Below are 22,387 nucleotides of genomic sequence, written 5' to 3'. Positions count from 1 at the left end.
TGAATTAAGCAGGGAGAGCAAGGTCTTGGCTCAGTATGCGGTGTCTGATAACACGATAAAACGAGTTAAAAGTAATTATGTTGGTGCTTTTAAAAACTTGACTATTCAAAGTCATTTTCAACCCATATATTCTTTTTCATTAGAGCGTATTGTTGGTTATGAAGGCTTATTACGGGCAAATTCGCATGCTGGAAATGTCCCCCCGTTAACTGCATTTTCTCAATGTTTAAACAAGGCCGAAACAATACAACTCGATCGATTGAGCCGTGCTTTACATTTGCTTAATTTTAAGTGTATTCAGCAGCGTAATCATTGGATATTTATTAACTTGCGCGGCGAAGAAATAATAGACGCGAATATGGACCCGACCATGCTAATTGCGGTTTTAAAAAAGCATGGTTATCGGCCTGAACAAATTGTGTTGGAAATTTTAGAAGATGTTGCTATTGAATCGGCCTTACTGACCAAATTTGTGACTAATTATCAACGAAAAGGCTTTATGATTGCGATTGACGATTTTGGCGCTGGCTATTCAAACTTTGATCGTATATGGAAATTACACCCTAATATTGTCAAGTTAGATCGCAGTATGATCTCAAATGCGGTTAAGCAATCCAAAGCGCGTCGTATTTTTACTCGCTTGGTTAGTTTACTGCGTGAAACCGAAAGTTTAGTGTTAATTGAAGGTGTTGAAACGCAAGATGAAGCATTACTGGCTTTGGATAGTGGTGCTGATATGGTGCAAGGTTTTTATTTTTCTAAACCACATGTGCTTGATGAGAATAAGTTAGATGCAGGTGCTTTACTATTCGCTCCACTTGAACAGCAATTATTGCAACAAAAAAATGTAGAGAAACAAATAAAAGCGTGTTCGGTTCAACAATTTGATCTGCTCTTAGGTCAATGTGCTAATCAGTTGCAATTAGGTCAATCATTTCAATCGGCTTGCCGGCAGTTAACCTATGATGAGCGTTGTGGTTGTGTATTTTTATTAAACGAAGAGGGTTATCAGGTTGATGTTATGCTGCCACCGAGTTTGACGGCGGGGCGCCATCGTTTTTTGCCTTTTACCCAAAGCCATGGTGCGAATTGGAAACGGCGAGCGTATTTCTCGCATGCGATTTCAGCGTTGGGTAAGGTTTTTATATCAGAGCCTTATTTGGCTTTACCCGATGTGAAAATGAAGGTGACCTGTTCTTTGGCCTTCTATGCCAAAGGACAAACGTATGTACTTTGTTGTGATATTGATGATAACGAATTTGAAGTTAATAAAATGAAGTTAGCGGTCTAAACATAAACGGCTGGCTTTAGTGTGTTGGGGGGGGAAGAAATCCCGTTAAAATACTTAAATTAAATGACACACCTAAGTTATTTAAGCATGCCAACTTATATTATATGGCTTGTCATTCTGGCTGTATTTTAGCTAAATGCCTCCATGTACGAGACAAGATCTTTTGCAATTACATCCATTTTTTGCCCTTTGTCCATGGCCATCTTGCGTAACATTTTATGGGCATCATTTTCAGATAGCCCTTTTTGTTGCATGATTAAGCCTTTGGCGCGATCTAGCCATTTCCTGTTTTCAAGTTTGTCTTTAACTTGATTTAGCTCACTTCGAAGCGCCTGAAATTCATTAAAACGTGCGATGCTGATTTGCAATGCTGCTTCTACATGATAAGGCAGGCGATCAGATGCGATGTAGGCATTAATTTTTGCATTAATAACTGCTTGTATCATGTCATTGGTTGGGTATTCAACAAATAGTAATAATGGTTTTGGGGCGATTTGTTGAATTATATTAAGTGTTGCAATATGACTTGGTTTAATTCGATCAACATCTAAAACGATAACCGATGGGTTTATATTTTCTAGGTGTTGTAAAACAAATGAGTCAATAACCATTGGCTCAACATGATATGAAGCGGTATTTAGCGCGTTTTGAATGCTACGCTCAAAATGAGTTTCTTCAACAAATAATAATGCTGTTTGTGTTGCGGTTACATTGCTTGGTTTTATTGGGTTCATAGTTTACAAGTTTCTATAATTAACTAACGTATTAAAACGACATTGTTTAAATACTGATATTAGATAAAGCAAGTTTTGTACCGAAACTTAAAATTAATTTAAGGTCTTATTAATAAAGGTATTTTCATGTGCTAGGGCACATAAGATAGAAGGTTGTTAAGTGTTTTTTGCACCATTATGGATAGGGTGCACAAGCGTAGCGCTGGTCTGTATTCGATCGCCATATTAGGCTGCAATATTTTACTCATTTAGTTGAACAATATAAGCCGCTGTTTAATAAATAATGAGTCCTTGAAGCAATTTGGATGAATTAACGGTTTTACGTAGTTTATAGGTTACCAATTTAAACAGGGATGATATTCTACGCTTTATTAGATATTTAAAAAATGACCTTGATATTTAGGGAGTTAACGAATGGCAGAGCTGTTTAAAAATTATATTAAAGCGGTGGGAAAAGGGCATAAATCAGGCCGGTATTTAACTCAATCTGAAGCGCAAGATGCAATGTTACAAATGTTGCAACAAAAAGCAACGCCAGAACAGGTCGGTGCGTTATTAATGTTATTACGTGTTCGTGAAGAGTCAGTAGAAGAATTAGCCGGCTTTTTAACCGCAGCACGACAGTGTGTTGATTCTGATATTGCTGCCCTTGATTGTATTGATTTAGATATTGGTTGCTATGCGGGTAAACGTCGTCATTTACCTTGGTTTATTTTGGCTGTTAAGGCTTTATCGCAGCAGGGATATCGCGTTTTATTGCATGGTACCGCAGAGCCTGAATCGCAGCGTTTGTATTTAAAAACCGTATTTGAAGCATTAAATTGGCCGATAGCACAAAACGCGCAAGATATTGAGCAGCACATAAAAGCCACAGGCTTTGCTTATGTTGATTTAAAAACGATCCATCCTTCGCTTGATGCTTTAATTCAAATGCGTTCTTTATTTGGTTTAAGATCATGCGCTAATACCCTTGCCCGAATGCTTAACCCGACTCAAGCGCCGTTTAGTTATCATGGTGTTTATCATCGCGATTTTGATCAACGTCACGCTGAAGTTGCCGCTTTGTTAGTTGATAAAAATGTGTCTTGTATACGCGGTGAGGGTGGCGAAGTTGAGATCAACCCTGAACGTAGTGTTAATGTGCATATTGCACGTGATGGTGAGCAAACAGTTGCAGAAATACCGACTCAGTTGTCACAATGGCAAATAAAACCACGTGAACTCTCGCCTGAGGATTTACTGGTTTTTTGGCAAAAAACAGATCAAGACTCGACGGATTGTTATGCCTATGCGGCTGTAACGGCGACAATGGCGTCGATGTTAATCTTAATTGAAGGGCTTAATGTTGAAGACGCTTTAGTGAAAGCTAAAGCGATATGGCATAACAGAACCATTAATTAGCACGTTGTTTTTGCGCTTTAATATGACGTTTTGGCAAGCAAAGGCCTAACGGCTTTTGCTTGTTATGCTTGTTACATACCTAAGTCACCTGGAGATATATTAGTATTGAGGCAGGTGTTTACGTTTTGTTGTGTACAAACGGTTAGTTCTGTATAAATAATTTTTTCATATGCTTGTTTATTGATTATTTTATACAGGGTATTGATAGCTTGCTTGCCCATTTCATGTGGTTTTTGGCCGATATTTATTTTAGATAACCCTTCTTGGAGTAACGCTAATTGACCTGGCGTTGTGTCCGCCACAATAAAGGTTAAGTTAGGGTATTTATTTAACAGTTCTTTCATTACACGACGGTAATTTTTGTCGTATTGGGCCCAGCCGCCAACAGCTACCATCGCGATGTCATCATCTGAATCGAGCATTTCTGATAGTTGTTTTAATGCGCGTTCAGTATCAGACCAGCTATATATAGGGCACTTATTATGCTCGGACCATCCATTTATATCTTTTAACTTGGTATATTTTCTATGGTTATGTTTGTCTTTTCGGTTGGTGAGTGAAGATCGTATGCCATGAATTCGACGATCTAAATTAACTGCATTTTTACGGCCAGTTTGGATACAAAGTAAACCACCTTTGGGCTTGGCTTGTTTCAAAATATCGCCCATTTTTAAGCCTAATTCAAAATTATTCGTGCCGATATATGCCTTGCGCACACCATCAAAATCGCGACTGGTTTCTTTATCAATATCAGAATCAAAAGTAATAAAAGGTATATTGTTTTTTATTAATAATGGCAGTGTCCGTCGGGCAACATAACTGTCTAAAATTACTGAAAAAGCAACCCCATCAATACCCTGTGTGATTAAATTCTCTAAAATTAAATGTTGAGATATCGCATTTGCGGTTGCCGGACCTTTAAATAAACATTCTACATTTGGTAAGGCGTTAGCCGCCTTTTGGCAGCCTTTTTCAACTTCAAGAAAAAAAGGGTTGTTGACATCTTTTGGAATTACGGCAAAACGTAACGTTTGGCTGGTTGCTTGGCAGGTAATAATGAAATTCAATGGAATAAATAGGTAAATGAACCAATGTGAAATTTTGGTCATGTAGTAGAGCCTTACGGTGCGTTAATGAGTTAAACATAACGTGAATTAAAGCATTGAACGAGACATTGTACGAGAGGGTCTCTCATTAATTCCGTTTGTTTATTCAAGCTAAGTTTAGATAAAGCTAACATAACACGATGCAGGTATGTGAGTAAGGTTAAAGCGATTGAAAAGGTATCAGTTTGGGTTATTTAAAATATTAATCCGCGTGATGTGGCTTACATCACGCAGGTTAAAGGTTGATCTTGAAGTATCAAATACGTGTATTTATAGGTGCTTAGTGCCTGATACTCGACACCAATCTTCTTCTTGGGCTATTGGGTCTATATCAAACCATTCGCTATAAAGTGTCGCTATTTCTTCGGCTTGGCTTTCGAGAATTCCAGATAACGCTAATTTTCCGCCCGGTTTAACATAAGCTGCAATAATTTTAGCGAGTTCGCGTAAAGGACCGGCAAGTATATTAGCAACAACAATATCGGCTTCTAAAGTAGGTTGTTCGTGGGGTAAAAATAACTCTATTTGGTCTTCTACATTATTGCGTGCTGCATTATCTTTAGAGGCTAGAATGGCTTGCGGGTCAATATCTATACCGACGACTCTCTTAGCTCCCAGTTTTAACGCTGCAATAGCTAAAATGCCTGAACCACAACCAAAATCAACAACGAGTTGATCAGGGGTAATATTTCTATCAAGCCATTTTAAACATAAGCCGGTTGTTGGATGTGTACCGGTGCCAAAAGCTAAACCAGGATCAAGCATTACGTTAACGGCATTTTCATCTGGAATGTCACGCCAGCTTGGGCAGATCCACAGTCGCTCACCAAATTGCATGGGATGAAAGCTGTCCATCCATTCTCGTACCCAGTCTTTATCTTCAAGTTGTTCTATTTTATAAAAACCTTTGTTTCCGGCGTTTGATGCTTTGAGTCGAAGTAATACTTTGTCGATGTCTATTTCTGCATCGTATAATCCAACAACGGTGGTGGCTTCCCACAATAAAAACTCACCTGGCATCGGTTCATAAATAGGTGTGTCGGCTGCATCTAAAAAAGTAACGGCGGCTGCACCTGTACCGGTCATATGATCGGATATCGCATCAGCGGCTTCTTTATCGGTAGTATAACGAACTTGGATCCAAGGCATGGTAAATCCTGTAGAGAGTATTTTTAAGCGATTTTAACATTAATAATAGGATTAACATAACCAGAACCTACGCAGTTTTAAAGTATGAACGACTTTATTTGATATATTTAATTGGCGTGTGTTGATTTAGGTATTTTCAGTGTGTTTAGTATTTACACCGCTTGTCAGTTGTTAAATTCGCATTGTTGTAAAATATTGTGATACTTTTTCTACATTAGATAGTGATTAGTGTTATATTAATTGCAAGGCAGATCCGCATTTATAGAATTAAAATTAACATTTATGTCAGGGTTCATTGAACTTTATGTAATTGATCTCTATAATATGCCGCCATTGACGCGGGGTGGAGCAGCCTGGTAGCTCGTCGGGCTCATAACCCGAAGGTCGTCGGTTCAAATCCGGCCCCCGCAACCACATTGCCGGTTTTATAAGTAGAAAGCCCCGGTCTGTTGATTGGGGCTTTTTGTTTTTGGCGTTTAATAAAAGGGGAATATCTAATGGCTAAATTAGAATCTTCGCTTGAAGATATGATTGCACCTGCCATCGCAGCCGTTGGTTTTTCATTGTGGGGTATTGAATTTATCCGAGCGGGTAAGCATTCTACTTTGCGTGTATATATTGATGGCCCTGAAGGCGTTGGTGTTGATGCTTGTGCGGAAGTTAGCCGCCAATTAGGTGCTATTTTAGATGTTGAAGACCCTATTAGCACTAATTATTTATTAGAAGTATCCTCTCCAGGCATGGATAGAGTTCTATTTAAATTAGAACAATATCAAGCTTATGTAGGACACAAAATGTCATTGAAAACACGCTTACCTGTAGATGGTCGTCGTAAATTTACTGGCATATTAGAAGGTATTGAAAGCGACCAAGTCATTATAACAGTCGATAATGATGAGTTTTCAATTCCATATAAAAACGTTGATAAAGCTCAAATCATACCGCAATTTTAATGGATAAAGGTAAGCAGGCTTAATATGAATAAAGAAATTTTATTAGTTGCAGAAGCGGTTTCTAATGAGAAAGCGGTGCCGCGTGAAAAAATCTTCGAAGCGCTTGAATATGCTATTGCGACAGCAACAAAGAAAAAGTATGAAGGCGATATTGACGTTCGTGTGAGTATTGACCGTAAAACGGGTAACTTTAGAACTTTCCGTCGTTGGTTAGTGGTAGAAGATAGTGATAATGGTTTAGAAAACCCGTTTGTAGAAACGGGGTTAGAAGTCGCTTTGTATGAAGACCCTGAGATTAAATTAGGTGAATACATTGAAGATGAAATTGAATCAATTTTATTTGACCGCATTACAACACAAACTGCAAAGCAAGTTATCGTACAAAAAGTACGTGAAGCTGAGCGTGAGCAAATTGTTGAAGAATACAAAGACCGTTTAAATGATTTATTAACCGGTGTTGTGAAAAAAGTAAATCGTGAAAGTGTTATTCTTGATTTAGGGGGTAACGCAGAAGCTGTTATTCACCGTGATGAATTATTACCTCGCGAGACATTTCGTCCGGGTGATAGAGTTCGTGGTTTACTATATGATATTAAATCAGAAGCGCGTGGTGCTCAATTATTTATGAGCCGAACGCGTCCTGAAATGTTGATTGAATTATTCCGCATTGAAGTGCCAGAAATTGGTGAAGAAATGTTGGAAATTAAATCAGCGGCTCGTGATCCTGGCTCAAGAGCTAAGATCGCAGTTAAAACGAACGATAAGCGTCTTGATCCTGTAGGCGCTTGCGTAGGTATGCGAGGTTCTCGTGTACAAGCGGTTTCTGGTGAATTAGACGGTGAACGTATTGATATTGTGTTGTTTGATGACAACCCTGCTCAATATGTAATTAATGCAATGTCACCAGCAGAAGTAGCTTCAATTATTGTTGATGAAGACTCAAATACCATGGATATCGCTGTTGAAGCTGATAATTTAGCGCAAGCGATTGGTAGATCAGGTCAAAATATTCGATTAGCTAGCCAATTAACCGGCTGGGAATTGAACGTGATGACTGTAGAAGATATGAATAATAAACATCAAGAAGAATCAAGCAAAGTGATGAACGTATTAATCGCTGGCTTAGAAATTGATGAAGATTTTGCAGCAGTATTGGTAGAAGAAGGTTTCTCTTCGTTAGAAGAAATTGCCTATGTGCCTGTGGCTGAACTTCTTGAAATTGAAGGCTTCGACGAAGACTTAGTAGAAGAGTTAAGAGATCGTGCTAAAGCAGCATTAACAACTCAAGCTTTAGCAAATGAAGAATCATTAGAGAAAACAGAGCCAGCGGATGATTTATTGAATCTGGAAGGTCTAGAGCGCCACACTGCTTTTATCTTAGCGAGTAAAGGTGTATGTACGCTAGAAGACTTGGCTGAGCAAGGTGTTGATGACTTAGTAGAAATTGAAGAACTGGGTTTGGCTGCAGAAGCTGCTGGTGAATTAATTATGCAAGCACGTAACATTTGCTGGTTTGGTGACGAAGAGTAAGATTAAACAGACACTCGGAGGAAAACTGAATGTCAGACGTTTCAATAGAAAAATTAGCCGCAGACATAGGCACTGATGTAACGAAATTAGTCAGTCAATTCTCGGAAGCCGGTATTACAAAGGCTGCCGATAGCTCGGTTTCAGAAACCGAAAAGAAAGCACTATTAGATCACTTAGCGAAGCAACACGGCAGTGTTTCTTCTGCGCCGAGTAAGATGACATTAAAGCGTAAAACTAAAAGTACGCTTAGTGTGTCGGGCTCACAAGGTAATAAATCAGTGCAAGTAGAAGTTCGTAAAAAGCGTACTTATGTTAAGCGTAGTGCTCTTGAAGAAGAGCAAGAACAAGAGCGTTTAGCAAAAGAAGCTGAAGAATTAGCGCGTCAAGAAGCTGAAAAAGCACGTGAAGCAGCAGAAAATGCTAAACGTCAAGCTGAAGAAGCAGCAGCGAAAGCCGCTGAAGAAAAAGCGAAAAAAGAAGCAGAAGCACAAGCAAGAAAAGAAGCGGTTGCAGCAAAAGAACAAGCAGCAAAAGCGGCAATGGCTAACATGACGGATGCTGAAAAAGCAGCCGCGATGAAAGCAGCTGATGAAGCAGCTGAAATTAAACGCGCTCAAGAAGAAGAAGCTCTTCGTAAAACGGAAGAAGAAGCAGCAAAACAAAAGGAAGAGGCACGTCGTTTAGCTGAAGAAAATGCGGGTCGTTGGGCTGAAGAAGAAAAATTACGTAAGGCTAAAGAAGCTGAAGATGTTCATTTGCATTCAAATAAGTATGCGCAAGCAGCGGAAGATGAAGCAGATGAAAAAGAAGAGCGTAGTTCACGTCGTAAAAAACGGACTAAAAAGCGTAAATCTGATGAAGATAAAACGCCAGCTTCTGGACGTCGCGGTCGTAAAATGAACGCACCAAAGAGCATGCAACATAGTTTCCAAAAACCGGTTGCTGTTGCTGTTCATGAAGTTAAAGTTGGCGAAGCAATAAGTGTTGCTGAATTAGCTTCAAAAATGGCAGTCAAAGGCGCAGCTGTTGTTAAAGTACTGATGAAAATGGGTACGATGGCCACTATTAACCAGATCCTTGATCAAGATACTGCGGTACTTGTTATTGAAGAGTTAGGTCATACAGCTGTTCTGGTTAATGAAAATGCGTTAGAAGATTCTGTTTTAATTGAGCATGATGTAGATGCTGTTGTCGCGAACCGCGCACCCGTTGTGACTATCATGGGTCATGTAGATCACGGTAAAACGTCATTACTTGATTATATTCGACAAGCAAAAGTTGCAGATGGTGAAGCGGGTGGTATCACACAACATATCGGTGCTTACCATGTTGAAACTGAGCAAGGTATGGTTTCATTCCTTGATACTCCGGGACACGCCGCGTTTACATCAATGCGCTCTCGTGGTGCTGAAGCAACTGATATCGTTGTTCTTGTTGTTGCGGCCGACGATGGGGTAATGCCTCAGACCGTTGAAGCTGTACAGCATGCTAAAGCGGCAGGTGTGCCACTTGTTGTTGCGGTAAACAAGATAGATAAAGAAGGCGCAGATCCTGATCGCGTTAAAAATGAATTAAGTGCTCACGATGTAATCCCTGAAGATTGGGGTGGTGATGTTCAGTTTATTCATGTATCTGCAAAAAGTGGTGAAGGTATTGATAGCTTACTAGAAGCTATTTTACTCCAGTCTGAAATTTTAGATTTAACCGCTGTTCACACTGGCATGGCTTCAGGTGTTGTTATTGAATCTCGTTTAGATAAAGGTCGTGGCCCAATTGCAAGTGTACTTGTACAGGCTGGTACACTTAATCAAGGCGATATCGTTTTATGTGGTGTAGAGTATGGCCGTGTAAGAGCAATGCGTGATGAGAATGGTCGCGAAATTAAAGAAGCGGGCCCATCTATCCCTGTTGAAATTTTAGGTCTTTCTGGTGTACCTGCGGCTGGTGATGAAGCGACTGTTGTTAAAGATGAGCGTAAAGCACGTGAAGTGGCTTCACATCGTTCAGCTAAACAACGTGATGTTAAATTAGCGCGTCAACAAAAAGCGAAGCTTGAAAACATGTTTGCCAATATGGCAGAAGGTGAAGTTCAAGAGTTATCGGTTGTTCTTAAAGCGGATGTACAAGGTTCACTTGAAGCTATTATTGATTCATTGCTTAAGCTTTCAACGGATGAAGTTAAAGTGAAGATTGTAGGTAGTGGTGTTGGTGGCATAACCGAAACTGACGCAAGTTTGGCTACTGCATCAAATGCAATTGTTCTTGGCTTTAACGTGCGTGCGGATGCCTCGGCAAGACGAATTTTTGATAATGAGTCAGTTGAATTACGTTATTACAGCGTAATTTATGATTTGATTGATGAAGTTAAGAAAGCAATGACGGGTATGCTTGCACCTGAGTTTAAGCAAGAAATCATGGGCTTAGCAGAAGTTCGTGATGTATTTAAATCTCCAAAAATTGGCGCGATTGCTGGTTGTATGGTGATTGAAGGTACGCTTAAACGCAGTAACCCTATTCGTGTATTACGCGACAATATTGTTATTTATGAAGGTGAGCTAGAATCTTTACGCCGCTTCAAAGATGATGTTAATGAAGTTCGTAATGGTATGGAATGTGGTATAGGTGTTAAAAACTACAATGATGTTCGTGTAGGCGATATGATTGAAGTATTTGAAATTGTTGAAGTTAAGCGCGAGCTTTAATGCTTTAAAACTTAATTTATACAGTTAGTTTAAAAAAGGGCTTTTTAGCCCTTTTTTGCTTAACATTAAACAACGATTTGATGTTAAATATTTAGCTGGTACAAGCCAGATAATTGAATGGTAAATCGATGAAAAGAAACTTTTCTAGACCTGATCGTGTTGCTCAACAAATTTTAAAAGAGATTGCTTTAATCTTACAACGAGAAATAAAAGACCCTCGTGTTGGTATGGTTACGGTTTCTGAAGTTGAAGTTTCACGTGATTTGGGTCATGCAAAAATATTTGTAAGCTCATTTGAACAAGAAGCGGATAAGCAAAAGATATTAATTGATGCTTTAAGAGAAATTGCACCTTATGCGCGGACTATTCTTGCTAAATCAATGCGCATGCGCAGTGTTCCAGAGTTACATTTTAATTTAGATACGAGTTTAATTGATGGAATAAGAATGTCTAAATTAGTTGATGAGGCAATGGCTAAAGATAAAGAATTAGCAAGCGGAAGAGAACCAGATGCCGATTCTAACCCTGACTTAAAAGAAGATTAGTGTGGCTAAATCTGATTTTCGTGAATTAAACGGCGTTATTTTATTAGACAAAGCACAAGGCGAATCATCAAACTTTGTTATGCAACAGGTGCGTCGATTATTTAAAGCTAAAAAAGCAGGGCATACAGGGGCGCTTGATCCATTAGCAACCGGCATGTTACCTATTTGTTTTGGAGAAGCGACAAAGTTTAGCCAATACTTGCTTGATGCTGACAAAGGCTATGAAGTAACGGCTTTATTAGGCGAACGGACTGATACAAGTGATGCCGATGGTGAAGTGGTTGAAGTACGTCCGGTTGAGGTAACTGAAGCGTTAATTTTAGCTGAAGTTAAAAAATTTGTTGGTGAGCAACAACAAACCCCATCAATTTATTCGGCTTTAAAGTATCAAGGCAAGCCACTTTATTATTATGCAAGGCAAGGCATTGATGTGCCTCGGCCGACTCGAACGATTCATTTTTATGAAATTGAAGTGTTAAAGGTTGAGTTACCTTACGTTCAAATGCGTGTAATTTGTAGTAAAGGCACTTACATTCGAACGTTAGTTGATGATTTAGGTGAAGTGCTAGGCTGTGGCGCGCATGTTACTCAACTAAGGCGAATAAAAGTTGGCGACTTTCCAGTAGAACAAATGATGACTTTTGAGCAAATGCAAAGTTATACATTAGACGAACTCGAGTCTCAATTATTGCCCATGGATATTGCCGTAAATGATTTACCGAAGCTTATGCTTAGTGATGACCAGGCAAAGCGTTTAAAATTAGGTCAGCGTTTTTATCCAGATACGGCACAAGATATGGGATTATATCGTGCCTATGTGAGTGATGCTTTTATTGGCTTGATAGAAATAAAAGAGACAGGGGTTATTCAACCCAAAAGGCTGTTATCAACCAGTTAAATGGCATAACTGAAATATTTATATCTAGATTGGGGTTCGTTTAAATATTTAACTTGCGGTTCTGCTCAATTAATTTAAAATAAGCGACTCTCGGTTTGCTGAATTAGTGATCGGCTAACCTTAATTTTTAGATATCTTGGAGTCTATTATGTCACTAAGCGCACAAGAAAAAGCGGCTATCGTAGCTGATTACGCTGTTAAAGAAGGTGATACTGGTTCACCAGAAGTACAAGTTGCTTTGTTAACTCATAACATTAACAAGTTACAAGGTCACTTCTCTGATCATAAGAAAGATCACCATTCACGTCGTGGTTTAATCCGCATGGTTAATCAACGTCGTGGTTTACTTGATTACTTAAAGCGTAAAAATGCTGACCGTTATCAAGATCTTATTAAGCGTTTAGGTTTACGTCGCTAATCAAACGTTTATGTTGATAGTGTATTCACTGTCTTTCAAAAGCCGATGCTTGTCATCGGTTTTTTTGTGCCTGCCGTTTTTTACTCAGTATATATATAATGCAACGCATGCTTTAATACGGTATTTATAATAGAATAAATGCATTAAAACTTAGGAAAGGTTGTCGTAATGCGTGTTAGTTGGTTTTTGCTCTTTTTATTAATGAGTGTATTTTTACTATCGGGTTGTTCTTTAACATCAGCAACCAGAAGTGATGGACTAACGGCTAAGCCTTTAGTTGCAAAACCATTACAACCCAGTGCTCAACAACAACTCGCAATCAAACGACTCAGCGATATCTTGACTCATGTGGATTTGACAGAAGAGCAGCAATCGGAAATCTATTTTCAGCGCGCGATTCGATATGATGCAATGGGGTTGTTGCACCTTGCCCATTTTGATTTTAATCAAGCTTTAAAGTTAAAAAGTGATATAGCTGAGGCGTATAATTATTTAGGTATTTATTATACTTTGGAGCAAGAGTATGCGAGTGCTTATGATGCCTTTGATTCTGTACAAGAAATTAATTCAGAACATACCTTTTCTTATTTAAATCGTGGGATCGCTTTATATTATGGCAAGCGTTTTGAGCTTGCGGTTACAGATTTCTCACATTTTTTTAGTGCTAAACCCACCGATCCATATGCGGCTATTTGGTTGTTTTTAGCTCAAACTGAAATTGACCCAAAAGCCGCTAAACAAACGTTACTAAAAAACCGGACACAGGTTGAGCAATCTCAGTGGGCGGTTAATATTATTGATTTATATACAGGTCGCATACCGGTTAGTCAGTTTTACCGCTCGCTACTACAGGGTGTTAGCTCTGAAACGGAGCTCGCGCAGCAACTTTGTGAAGCTTACTTTTATTTAGCTAAATACTTTTTAATGCAAAACGATAAAGCACAAGCGGATGTATATTTTAAGCTGGCTTTGGCAAATAATGTATATGAATATGTTGAACACCGTTATGCACAGTTAGAATTGAATAAACTCGTTGCAGTGAATGTTAATCAGGCCGTTGATGCGGAATAAGTGAAATCACTTTTGTTGTTTAGGGCATTAACGTTAGCTTTAATTTCTTTTTTTACCCTGACTATTTTATTGGCGTGTAAAATAGATAAACGTGACAAATATTCTGATTTAGTCTCTCGTTTGGTTGAATCAGCTTTAAATTCAAATAATAAACTGGTTACTACCCTAGATCACAACATCGTTTTTTTTGAGTTAATGGCTGAAGATCTTTTACTTATCCAAGAGCCTTATTCGCCTACTGAGTTCGTTAAATCATTTAGACATCAACGCCCAGTAGATGTACTCATTAAAACGCAATGGCACACATCGTTACTGCTCAATACTTTTTTAGCCCGCGCGGGTAATCGATATGCTCAATATCGTTATGCTGAGCATTTTTCTGCAGGTTCTCAACAGCAGCGTTATTGGCTTGAGCGTGCTAGCGCTAATGGTTATGCACCTGCTATTATCATGTTAAGTAAGCTATATGTTGCGCAACAACGTAAACAAAAAGCGCATCATTTATTAAGTGAAAATATCAATTTATCGTCTAATATCGAGCTGGCCTATATTAAATTGAGTATAAGTTTAAACTTACAACCTAATGCTTGGCTGCCTAATTTAGAGTCTCTATTGCAATCAGAGCCTGATAATAATGTTGCTCAACAAATAATGAGTGATTATAAAGCGTTTTACCGTGCTTCAGATATTAACTTTAAAAAAGAGATTATTAAGAGTCAATCAAAATGCCGCTATCCTATTCATTTAGTTGCTGCTGATAGGCAAGAATTAAAAGAATTATCTGTTTTATTATTTGACGTCATACATCAAAATGAGTTGAATCATTGGGGGGTTTGTTTAGCGGGTAAACATTGGTTAATAGGGCATGATGCCCTTGATGATATAATACAAAATACACCTACTACATTAATTCGCTTTAAACCCCAATTAACGCGAGCAAATTATTATAAAGGCATCATCTCTTTACCCTTTAATACAACGACACATGTTTTAAAACATGAATTAGGTCATGTGGTCGGCTTTGAAGATGAATATCAATTACCTGATAAATATAAAACCATAGTCTGCCGGTTAGAAGGTCATCGACAAGTGAATCAATTAGGTAAAAATGTTGTTGTGGTGGATCCTGAGTTACGCTTTGTTAGTCAATCTAAAGCCGTGAAATGGATAGAGATAAATATACCTTGGTCTTCTTATATTAATAATAAACAGAATTGGATTAAATCAGAAGGTTCAAAATATAAATTAGATTGGGTAAGTGAAAGCTTGGTAAAGGTCGATAAAAAGCTTGGAAAAAGTGGAGGCATCGGTTTGTTTTTTGCTAGTACGTGCCAAGGTGAAAAAAATATTGCACTAAAACCCACTTATCGTGAGAGTTTTATGTTTAAACATACTTACGATATTCCAGAAGTGTATAATAATTTAATCAATTAAACTCGCAATTGTTATATTTTGAACTTTAATTAAGGGGATTTAATTAAAAGGATGAAATTATGAAACTTAAAATGCCCCTTCTCATTTGTACACTTGCTTTATCATTACCGGTTATATCGACGTCTTCATTAGCAGAAAACATGGCTTTAAAACCCGTAAAAACCTCTATAAATCAAAAGGAAAAAATAAATTTTAACATTGCAACATTAGAGCAATTAAAGATCCCTAGACTTATCGGCGAAAAACGTGCTTTAGCTATTTTAGCGTGGCGTGAAAAAAATGGTAATATAGCGTCTTTTGATGAGCTCTTAAAAGCAAAAGATCTAAATATAGGTGTAAAGATAATAAGCGCTTTACAAGAAAAATTCATATTAAATTAGTAACTTAACTTGGATATGCAAGCTTATTACAAAGTTTAACAAAATATAATATAAATGAGCTTGCAAATTACCCTCAAGTGCTTTTTAATTGAGGCTGACTTAAAACCTAATTCCTAATCAAAATAAGTTTTTACAAGGAAGCTCATAAAATGAAATTTACATTCCACAAAACAGCCGCAGCAGCTGCTATTGCTGCATCATTAGCATTAACAGCTTGTGTTGATTCTACTTCTTTCCCAACTACACCACCAGTTGTAGTTCCTGATGCAGGTACTGTAGTACTTACAGGTACAGCGACGAAAGGTGATTTAATTGGTGCAGATATTTATGCATGTTTAGCATCTGCGACTGCTTGTTTAAACGCTGACGCCACAAGTATCGTTGGTTTGGCTATCGCTAGTGATGTTTCAACTGCAGAAGGTTACTCTATTGATTTACCTGCAACTGCATTTGGTAAAGCGGTTGTTATTCGTGTATTCGCTAACGCAACTACAACTCAAGAATGTGATTATACAGACTGTGTTAGTGATGAAGACCTAACTGGTTTAACTTTATCAACGGTAACATTCGTAGATACACCTGCTGATGGTGAAACTGCAACTGTTGATGCTTCTATGAGTGTTTTATCTACTTTAGCGACTGATACATTACTTGATTCTGCTGCTGACGGTGCCTTTGATACTATCGATGCTGCAGGTTTAGCTGCTGTAACTAAAATTGCTTCAAAATCTGTTGCTACGTTATTAGGTTTAGATGTTAAAGTTTCAGAGACCGAAGATGTTGATTTATTTAAAATTAAATTACCATCAGCGACAGGTACTAAATTAGCAGCTGCAGGTGCTCAAGGCTCTGTAAGTGCTGAAATTGTTCAAAAATTAGCACTTGTTAATGCTTCTTTTGGTACGCTAGTTGAAAAATCTGGTACAACAACTACTAAAACGTTAGCTGATGCTATTAAAACGGTAAGTACACAAGTTAAAGCAGCTGTTAATGCAACTGCTGCTGAAATTACAAGCGGTAGTATTGATTTATCAGAAGTAACTAAGGCTGTTGCAAAAATCAAAACTGAAACGGTTAAAAAAGTAGCTGAAGTTAGTTCTAGTGTAACGATTACTCCTCCTGCTGTTGTTGAAGCTGATAAAGTGGCTGATACGGTAAAAGAAGCACTAATTGAGCAAGGCGTTATTGATGATACTGTTGTTATCGTTGTTACTGGTACAACTGGTTCAACTAACACAGGTGCTGCTAACTAATTATTAGTTATTGGTATTTAGTGTTTAAAAGCCCGCTTTAAGCGGGCTTTTTTATTTATTTTGTAAGGGAAGCTCCTTTATACCCTTGTTTTAATTTTAAATGAAATGAAAATGATTATACTATGAAATTAAGTATGAGAATAATACTCCCAATTCTATTGGCGGGTAGCCCCTTTTTTACCGCCGCTGTTGATTCCCAAGTTAACTTTCAAGGTATAACAGGTTCAATTAATACCCCTTCTGCCTATACTTTACAATCTGGCACATTTGATTTTTTATATTCTAAACAAGTAGAACGGCAAGATGGTTATCATCATTATCATAGCTTTAATTTTGCTGTGGGTGTGTCTGAATATTTAGAGGTAAGTGGTCGAAATGCTTCTTATTCTGAAGATTTAGGTGGCGGATCTGATTTATCTGCTAATATTAAATTTAAATTACCTTATATTCCCAAAGAATGGTTTAGTATCTCGGCTGGCATTCAAGATTTGGGGGGTGAAGTTAGCTTTTTTAACAGTAAGTATATTGTAGCGTCCAAGTCTATTTTTAATGATCAGTTGAGCTTATCTGTAGGGGTAGGTAAAAGTGATTCTTCTATTGGTAGATTGGATGGTGCTTTTGGGGCTATTACATATCAACCATTCGAATGGCTTCAGTTGGAAGGTGAATATGATGGAGTCGATTCTAATTTGGGAGTTAAGTTATTAAGCCCCCTTGATTGGTTCGATCATTCTTTTCAGTTACATAGCTCTCTTATTCTATCATCATCGAATGAACAATTAAGTAATGATAATTATTTTGGTATTGGATTTACATTACCCATAAGCACATCGATCAACAGTGCATTGATATCGACTACCGCTATTAACAAAAAATACCAAAATAAAGAACTAATAACTAAAAATAAAGTGGTTAAAGATGAAATTTTTAGTGATAAATCAGAAACAGAGCTTTTTAATGAATTAAATAAGTTACAAACGGATTTAAAAAATTTTGGTTTTGAAGATATTTCAATTGGTTATACTTTCGACAAAAATGTCGTTATTAGATTAAGTAGCTTATCTACATTCGGGCGTAATCGGCTTGATTCTGTTGGATATATCCTAGGGGCTTCGAGTGATTATTTACAGGAAAAAAATATAAAGTATTATATCGAGTTAACGGAGAATAATATTTTAGCTGAAGCTTATTCAGGTAGCTTAGACATTTTCAGGTCATTTTTAACTGGCAGTGCAACATCTGGAATTAGAGTATCTAGTCAACCCTTCAAACAGAGGGAGCTCATTACTTGGGTGAATAATCAAAATATAAACTCATCAAGGTTTAAACCAAGACTTACTATATCACCTGATCTTAATACTGCTATGGGGACAGACGCAGGTATGTTTGATGCGTCTGTTGCTATAGCTACTCAGCTGCAAATTGACATATGGCCTGGTGCAACGTTACATGGCAAATATATTTCACAATTTTATGAGACTAAAGACTATAAAGACGGATATGAATTTTCGAATTCAAGACAAGCTAATGGATTGGCTGAAATTGGTTTAAGTCAAAGCTTAAAATTACCTTATAACATTTATAATATGAGTACTATCGGTAAATACCGACATGATTTTGAATTTATAAGAAATCAATCATATTGGACTTCAATTAGTGGAAAGCATAGGGTGGAGCTAACTTTAGCTAAGTACTTTAGTGATGAACTGGGCCCCGCTACTATAACGTGCAATCGATTTTTTCAAGTATGCCTAGATCTAATTGAGTCTTCTCGTGTGAAATTTGAAGAGCCAAGTATTCAAGTGCTAGGTTATAAATACTACCTTCCTAATTATGATTTATTAGTTAGGCTCGATGCAGGTAAATATTGGCAAGCAGATACGGGGTTTACCGCCGAATTCGAGCGTCAATTTGGCGATACCACAATTCGATTGCGCTATAAAAATACTGACAGTAAAGATGGTGTAAATAATCAATTTATCGGCTTATCTTTTTCTGTGCCGTTGACTCCTCGCCGAGAGTTTAATACTCGATATGCGACAATTAGAGGACCCAATAAATTCACGTACGGACTAAGTACTTTAATTGGTGATAGGTTGAACTTTTTAAGACCGGGTACTGGAGATACCGCTTTTATTGCTAATCAAAATTTAGGTAACTTATATTTTAATAATCACCGTTCAGGGCAAGCTTATTTAGATCGCAATCAAGAACGATTACGCGAAGTCTATTTAACTTATAAGAATGCTGAGTAAACACGTAATATTTTAATAGAAGATCAATAAAGGGGAATCACTTCCCCTTTTTTATTATTGTGACAGCTAAAAGAGCATGGATTAAGCTTTAGGGAGTTTGATCTTTTTATCGTCTGATTGTTTGTAAAGCACTAAAGTATGACCGATTGTTTGTACTTTAATAGCTTGAGTTTCTCTGATTATTGCATCCATAATAAGTTGTTTTTCATCACGGTTATCTGTAGGTACCTTCACTTTTATAAGTTCGTGATGGCCTAATGCAAATTCTATTTCTGCTACAACCCCTTCGGTTAAACCATTATTACCTAGTTGCACTAATGGCTTAAGGTTATGTGCTTGCGCTTTTAAAAATTGAGTTTGTTTATTAGTTAACTTCATTAATTACACTATTTTGAGAATGAAAGGTTGAATTATGATATTTTAACGCTATCTAAGGTCTATTACTAATGCCAATTTCATTTATTAATTTTACAATGAGTAAAATAACGTTAATTAAATGATAAGTTAGCTGATTTGAAGAGCTCATGACACAGAAAAAACATTCAGGTAGCAGCAAGCGCTGGTTACAAGAACATTTTGAAGATCATTATGTACAAAAAGCGCAGAAACAAGGTTTACGTTCGCGCGCGGTTTTTAAAATTGAAGAGATCCAAAATAAAGATAAACTCCTTAAATCAGGCATGACTGTTGTTGATTTAGGCGCTGCTCCTGGTGGTTGGTCGCAATATGCTGTTGATGTTGTTGGTGATGAAGGTAATGTTATTGCATGTGATATATTAGAGATGGATCCGATTGCTGGCGTTGATATATTACAAGGTGATTTTCGTGATGAAAGTGTGCTAAATACTTTATTGCAACGTATAAATGGTCGAAATGTAGATGTTGTTTTATCTGACATGGCACCCAATATGAGCGGTAATGCTGGGGCTGATCAACCTCGGTCAATGTATTTAGTCGAATTGGCTCTTGATATGTGTCACCAAGTGTTAAAGAAAAACGGTAGCTTTGCTGTGAAAGTTTTTCAGGGCGAAGGGTATGAACAATTCGTTAAAGATGTCAGAGCATCTTTCAATGTGGTTAGAACGCGTAAACCCGATTCATCTCGAGCTCGTTCAAGAGAAGTATATTTAGTCGCAACTGGTTATAAACATTAATAAAAATAAAGGTTATACTTGACCAACTCTTACGACTAAATACTTTTAGTCTGTTTAATAAAAAGTATTTATTGTAATAAGCCTGATTTATTTACAAGTATAAATAATAATTTAGCGTGCGCTAACTGGATTAGCGTATTGAATTAACATATGAGGTTATTATCTTGAATGATATGACGAAAAATTTGATTTTGTGGGTTGTGATCGCAGTTATATTAATGACTGTGTTTAAAAGTTTCTCTCCGGGTGCTGGCAATGCTCGCTTATTAGATTACACCACTTTTGTAAAAGCAGTAAATCAAGGCACGATTCGTGATGCACAAATAAACCCTCATAATGGTTTAATTAAGGGCACGCAACGTAATGGTGAGTCGTTTGAGACGGTTATGCCTTTACGTGATGAAAAAATATTAGATGAGATGATAGAAAAAAATGTCAAGGTTGAAGGGGTACGCCCAGAAGAACCAAGCATTTTTACGTCTATTTTTATTTCTTGGTTCCCTATGTTGTTACTGATTGGCGTATGGATATTCTTTATGCGCCAAATGCAAGGTGGCGGCGGTAAAGGCGCGATGTCATTTGGTAAAAGTAAAGCTCGCTTGATGAGTGAAGATCAAATTAAAACGACTTTTACTGATGTTGCAGGCTGTGATGAAGCAAAAGAAGAGGTTTCCGAGCTGGTTGATTATTTACGCGATCCCACAAAATTCCAAAAGTTAGGTGGTAAAATACCTACCGGTATTTTAATGGTTGGGCCGCCAGGTACGGGTAAAACGTTATTAGCTAAAGCGATTGCGGGTGAAGCTAAAGTTCCTTTTTTCACTATATCGGGTTCTGACTTTGTTGAAATGTTTGTTGGTGTAGGTGCATCACGCGTAAGAGATATGTTTGAACAAGCAAAAAAATCAGCGCCTTGCATTATTTTTATTGATGAAATAGATGCGGTTGGCCGTCAACGAGGCGCAGGTTTAGGGGGGGGACATGATGAGCGTGAGCAAACGTTAAATCAAATGTTAGTCGAAATGGATGGTTTTGAAGGTAATGAAGGTATCATTGTTATTGCGGCAACTAACCGCCCAGATGTATTAGACCCTGCTTTATTAAGACCTGGACGTTTTGATAGACAAGTTACTGTTGGCTTACCAGACATTCGTGGTCGTGAACAAATACTTAAAGTACATATGCGCAAAGTACCTTTAGGTGATGATGTAGAAGCCTCTGTTATTGCTCGTGGCACCCCTGGGTTTTCTGGTGCTGACTTAGCTAACTTAGTTAACGAGGCTGCATTATTTGCTGCTCGCCATAGCAAACGCCATGTTTGCATGGAAGAATTTGAAAAAGCGAAAGATAAAATTCTAATGGGTACCGAACGTAAATCTATGGTGATGAGCGAAAGTGAGCGTGAGATGACGGCTTACCATGAAGCTGGGCATGCTATTGTTGGGCGTTTAGTTCCGGATCATGATCCAGTATACAAAGTGTCTATTATACCGCGTGGTAGAGCATTAGGTGTAACAATGTATTTACCTGAGCAAGATAGAGTTAGCCATAGCAAAGAGCATTTAGAATGTATGCTTTCTAGCTTATTTGGCGGCCGTATTGCTGAAGAAGTGATCTACGGTAAAGATAAAGTGACAACGGGTGCTTCAAATGATATCGAAAGAGCGACGGCTATCGCTCGTAAAATGGTAACGCAATGGGGCTTGTCTGAGAAATTGGGGCCTTTATTGTATGCTGATGAAGAAGGCGAAGTTTTCCTTGGTCGATCTTCTGCTCAAGCAAAAAGCATGTCAGATGATACTGCTAAAGTCATTGATGAAGAGGTTCGTCGGGTCGTAGATGATAATTACAATCGCGCTGAAAGCTTGCTACGTGAAAATATGGATATTTTACACGCAATGAAAGACGCGTTAATGAAATATGAAACGATTGACGCCAAACAAATCGACGATTTAATGGCACGTAGAGAAGTTGGTGAGCCACAAGATTGGGCTAATCAAAATAATGCCGGTCAAAATAAAGCTCAAGAAAAGTCAGAGCCGACTGATAAGCCTGAAACAACCGACGAAGCTTAATCATTTTATTCAATAACTTATATAAATGCCTCGTAATG

19 protein-coding genes and 1 tRNA gene are annotated in these 22,387 nt (G+C 37.8%); 16 read left to right on the top strand and 4 right to left on the bottom strand.

The window, feature by feature from the left end; genetic code table 11:
• The first annotated feature begins 25 nt into the window (after positions 1-25).
• Entirely contained in the window at positions 26-1,291 is a 1,266-nt protein-coding gene (locus DPX34_RS08370; protein ID WP_157964664.1) for an EAL domain-containing protein, read from the top strand.
• Between the two features lie 128 nt (positions 1,292-1,419).
• Here the strand turns inward: DPX34_RS08370 and DPX34_RS08365 are convergent, their stop codons facing one another.
• On the bottom strand, positions 1,420-2,025 hold the full coding sequence (locus DPX34_RS08365) for an ANTAR domain-containing response regulator (RefSeq protein WP_111977960.1): 606 nt from the start codon (positions 2,023-2,025) through the stop codon (positions 1,420-1,422).
• 414 nt (positions 2,026-2,439) lie between these two features.
• On the opposite strand from DPX34_RS08365, the gene DPX34_RS08360 reads away from it, so the two are divergent.
• Entirely contained in the window at positions 2,440-3,426 is a 987-nt protein-coding gene (locus tag DPX34_RS08360) for a glycosyl transferase family protein (protein ID WP_111977959.1), read from the top strand.
• A 71-nt stretch (positions 3,427-3,497) separates the two neighbouring features.
• Here DPX34_RS08360 and DPX34_RS08355 read toward each other — a convergent pair whose 3' ends face one another.
• Both DPX34_RS08355 and prmA read right to left on the bottom strand, forming a co-directional pair.
• Positions 3,498-4,535 carry a substrate-binding domain-containing protein gene (locus DPX34_RS08355; protein ID WP_111977958.1) on the bottom strand — a complete coding sequence of 346 codons (1,038 nt, stop codon included), beginning with the start codon at positions 4,533-4,535 and terminating at the stop codon, positions 3,498-3,500.
• Positions 4,536-4,802: 267 nt separating this feature from the next.
• Entirely contained in the window at positions 4,803-5,681 is an 879-nt protein-coding gene (prmA, locus tag DPX34_RS08350; RefSeq protein WP_111977957.1) for a 50S ribosomal protein L11 methyltransferase, read from the bottom strand.
• Between the two features lie 337 nt (positions 5,682-6,018).
• Between prmA and DPX34_RS08345 the strand changes: the two genes are divergently transcribed.
• From DPX34_RS08345 to DPX34_RS08290, 12 genes are all read left to right on the top strand, one after another.
• Positions 6,019-6,095: transfer RNA gene (locus DPX34_RS08345), tRNA-Met, on the top strand.
• An 83-nt stretch (positions 6,096-6,178) separates the two neighbouring features.
• Entirely contained in the window at positions 6,179-6,634 is a 456-nt protein-coding gene (gene rimP, locus DPX34_RS08340; protein ID WP_111977956.1) for a ribosome maturation factor RimP, read from the top strand.
• 24 nt (positions 6,635-6,658) lie between these two features.
• Positions 6,659-8,164, top strand: a complete 1,506-nt coding sequence (nusA, locus tag DPX34_RS08335) for a transcription termination factor NusA (RefSeq protein ID WP_111977955.1) — start codon at positions 6,659-6,661, stop codon at positions 8,162-8,164.
• Between the two features lie 29 nt (positions 8,165-8,193).
• Positions 8,194-10,866, top strand: a complete 2,673-nt coding sequence (gene infB, locus DPX34_RS08330) for a translation initiation factor IF-2 (protein ID WP_111977954.1) — start codon at positions 8,194-8,196, stop codon at positions 10,864-10,866.
• Between the two features lie 128 nt (positions 10,867-10,994).
• The gene (gene rbfA / locus DPX34_RS08325; protein WP_111977953.1) at positions 10,995-11,411 is read left to right on the top strand and encodes a 30S ribosome-binding factor RbfA; all 417 of its coding nucleotides are present in this window, start codon (positions 10,995-10,997) and stop codon (positions 11,409-11,411) included.
• A gap of 1 nt (position 11,412) precedes the next feature.
• Complete coding sequence (truB, locus tag DPX34_RS08320; protein ID WP_111977952.1) at positions 11,413-12,309, top strand: tRNA pseudouridine(55) synthase TruB; 897 nt, start codon at positions 11,413-11,415, stop codon at positions 12,307-12,309.
• Positions 12,310-12,457: 148 nt separating this feature from the next.
• Positions 12,458-12,727, top strand: coding sequence for a 30S ribosomal protein S15 (gene rpsO / locus DPX34_RS08315; RefSeq protein WP_111977951.1), 270 nt, complete (start codon positions 12,458-12,460; stop codon positions 12,725-12,727).
• Positions 12,728-12,895: 168 nt separating this feature from the next.
• On the top strand, positions 12,896-13,798 hold the full coding sequence (gene nlpI, locus DPX34_RS08310) for a lipoprotein NlpI (RefSeq protein WP_111977950.1): 903 nt from the start codon (positions 12,896-12,898) through the stop codon (positions 13,796-13,798).
• Positions 13,799-15,232 carry an SEL1-like repeat protein gene (locus DPX34_RS08305; RefSeq protein WP_111977949.1) on the top strand — a complete coding sequence of 478 codons (1,434 nt, stop codon included), beginning with the start codon at positions 13,799-13,801 and terminating at the stop codon, positions 15,230-15,232. It begins immediately after the preceding gene.
• 140 nt (positions 15,233-15,372) lie between these two features.
• Positions 15,373-15,612: a ComEA family DNA-binding protein gene (locus tag DPX34_RS08300; RefSeq protein ID WP_232824693.1), complete on the top strand. Its 240-nt coding sequence runs from the start codon at positions 15,373-15,375 to the stop codon at positions 15,610-15,612.
• A gap of 149 nt (positions 15,613-15,761) precedes the next feature.
• Positions 15,762-16,865: a hypothetical protein gene (locus DPX34_RS08295; protein ID WP_111977947.1), complete on the top strand. Its 1,104-nt coding sequence runs from the start codon at positions 15,762-15,764 to the stop codon at positions 16,863-16,865.
• A gap of 122 nt (positions 16,866-16,987) precedes the next feature.
• Positions 16,988-19,120 carry a YjbH domain-containing protein gene (locus DPX34_RS08290; protein WP_111977946.1) on the top strand — a complete coding sequence of 711 codons (2,133 nt, stop codon included), beginning with the start codon at positions 16,988-16,990 and terminating at the stop codon, positions 19,118-19,120.
• Between the two features lie 81 nt (positions 19,121-19,201).
• Here the strand turns inward: DPX34_RS08290 and yhbY are convergent, their stop codons facing one another.
• Positions 19,202-19,498 (bottom strand): ribosome assembly RNA-binding protein YhbY, encoded by a 297-nt coding sequence (gene yhbY / locus DPX34_RS08285; protein WP_111977945.1) that lies wholly within the window; start codon positions 19,496-19,498, stop codon positions 19,202-19,204.
• A 146-nt stretch (positions 19,499-19,644) separates the two neighbouring features.
• On the opposite strand from yhbY, the gene rlmE reads away from it, so the two are divergent.
• Together rlmE and ftsH are read left to right on the top strand one after the other, a co-directional pair.
• Entirely contained in the window at positions 19,645-20,274 is a 630-nt protein-coding gene (gene rlmE / locus DPX34_RS08280; RefSeq protein ID WP_111977944.1) for a 23S rRNA (uridine(2552)-2'-O)-methyltransferase RlmE, read from the top strand.
• 164 nt (positions 20,275-20,438) lie between these two features.
• Positions 20,439-22,349: an ATP-dependent zinc metalloprotease FtsH gene (ftsH, locus tag DPX34_RS08275; RefSeq protein ID WP_111977943.1), complete on the top strand. Its 1,911-nt coding sequence runs from the start codon at positions 20,439-20,441 to the stop codon at positions 22,347-22,349.
• Positions 22,350-22,387 lie beyond the last annotated feature (38 nt).

Origin of the sequence: Algibacillus agarilyticus (assembly GCF_003286125.1) — a bacterium.
Classification (GTDB): Bacteria; Pseudomonadota; Gammaproteobacteria; order Enterobacterales; family Alteromonadaceae; genus Algibacillus; species Algibacillus agarilyticus.
The sequence above is the reverse complement of the archived record's forward strand: the minus strand, read 5'-3'. Positions and strand labels throughout refer to the sequence as shown.